This window comes from Streptomyces sp. NPDC091371 (assembly GCF_040684275.1).
Taxonomy (GTDB): Bacteria; Actinomycetota; Actinomycetes; order Streptomycetales; family Streptomycetaceae; genus Streptomyces.
The window spans coordinates 1-1,628 of sequence record NZ_JBFBFP010000113.1; the positions used below are offsets into that span (position 1 = coordinate 1).

The window sequence follows — 1,628 nt, forward strand, 5'->3', positions numbered from 1 at the left end:
TCGCGATGGCCTTCGGCCACCCTTGACAGGCCGTCCCGCCACGGAAAGACAAGAGACTGCCGGGAAACCCCCAAAAGAACGGGCCGGGGGATAGAGGCGAGAGACGGGTCAGTCGGAGATGTCCGGCCCCGTGAGCGAGGGGGCGCGCCCCGCCTCGGGCCCTCCCACCTCGATTCCCGGACCAGGCAGGCGGCCAGCCACCGCCAAACCTCGACCACAAGGACCTCAGGGGACTTCAGGCGCGTCAAATCGCTACGCGCTCCTCAATGAGAGGCGTCCGACTGCCGTCTTGGGCTGGTCAGAGGCGCAACGGATCGCTACGCGCTTCTCAGTGACTGGCGTCTCACGGCCGTCCGGGGCTGGTCATGGGCGGGGTCGTCCGGAGGAAGCGCAGGCCTGGGCGGCCGTCCACGGGGATCTCACCAGCGAGGACGAAGCCCGTGCGGGCCAGGACGGTTCGGGAGCCCAGGTTGTCCAGTGTCGTGACGGCTCTCAGCGTGGTCACGCCGTACTCGTTGGCGGCGAGTTCGCAGACCTCGCGTACGGCTGCCGTCGCCAGGCCTCGGCCGGCGGCTCGCTGGGCGATCCGGTAGCCGAGCTCGGCCGAGCCGTCCTCTACGTCGACGAGGTTGACCCTCCCCAGCACGTCACCTTCGCTGCCCACCAAGACGTGGAAGAAGCAGCCCCCTTCGGCCTGTTCGTCCATCAGAGCATGGTGCCGATCGTCGAAGTAGGCGAAGTAGGAGTCCCCACGGTCCGGCACTGACGCGGCGAAGTACGCCCGGTTCTCCCGCTCGAACTCGAGAAGGGCCGTGGCGTGGTCGAATCGGAGGAGCTGGAGTTCCGGCATGACCAGATGCTAAGCACCGAGCCAGCGGCTGAAGCCGGCCTGCACGGTGTGGAAGGTGACGGTGGCGCCGCCGAGGTACTCGGCCTTCTGCCGGAGCTGGCCCACCACCACCGCGCTCGGATTCCCGTAGACGTTGATCGACCTCATGCGGATGAGCGGGCCGAAGGCCCGGAACTTCGGCCCTCCGAGGTCCATATGGAGCTCCATGGAAGCCGAGTCGGGGTGGACGGCCACACAGGTCATCGTGGCCTCGGACTCATCGATGAAGAAGTGGTAGGCGATCAGCTGCGGCTCACGTGCCTCGACGAAGGCGGCCAGATCGCGCATCGCGTCTTGGACGTCCGCCAGCTTGCCGTCGCGGATGTCCGAATGGTCGACGTAGAAGATGGGATCCGCCATACCTCCCGAACCTACCGCCGAGGCCCGCCAGAACCTCGGACCTGGCCGCCGATCGGCCCCAGACGGCCGTCAGACGCCGATCACCGAGAAGCGCGTAGCCATCTGTCGCGGCTTATGACCAGCCACAGACTGTCGCAGACGCCGTCTTCGAGGAGCGCGTAGCGATTTGACGCGCCTGTCGGGGGCTTGGGCCCTTGTGGTCGAGGTTTGCTGACGGCTGGCCGCCTGCCCGGGCCGGGGAGCGGCCTGGGAGGGCCTGAGGCGGGGCGTGCCCCCTCGCCCGGGGGGTCGGACATCCCTGACTGGCCCGTCCATCTCCTTCGGACCGGCCCGTTCTTTTGGGGGTTTCCCGGCAGTCTCTTGTCTTTCCGTGGCGGGA

2 protein-coding genes are annotated in these 1,628 nt (G+C 67.8%); both read right to left on the reverse strand.

The features are described 5' to 3' along the window. Positions 1-343 precede the first annotated feature (343 nt). Entirely contained in the window at positions 344-850 is a 507-nt protein-coding gene (locus AB0O21_RS40410; protein WP_365181006.1) for a GNAT family N-acetyltransferase, read from the reverse strand. Between the two features lie 9 nt (positions 851-859). After that, on the reverse strand, positions 860-1,249 hold the full coding sequence (locus tag AB0O21_RS40415) for a hypothetical protein (RefSeq protein WP_365181009.1): 390 nt from the start codon (positions 1,247-1,249) through the stop codon (positions 860-862). Positions 1,250-1,628 lie beyond the last annotated feature (379 nt).

Excerpts from the sequence above, each read along its gene's own strand:
- AB0O21_RS40410 (WP_365181006.1), bottom strand. The coding sequence starts at position 850 with ATGCCGGAACTCCAGCTCCTCCGATTCGACCACGCCACGGCCCTTCTC.
- AB0O21_RS40415 (WP_365181009.1), bottom strand. The coding sequence starts at position 1,249 with ATGGCGGATCCCATCTTCTACGTCGACCATTCGGACATCCGCGACGGC.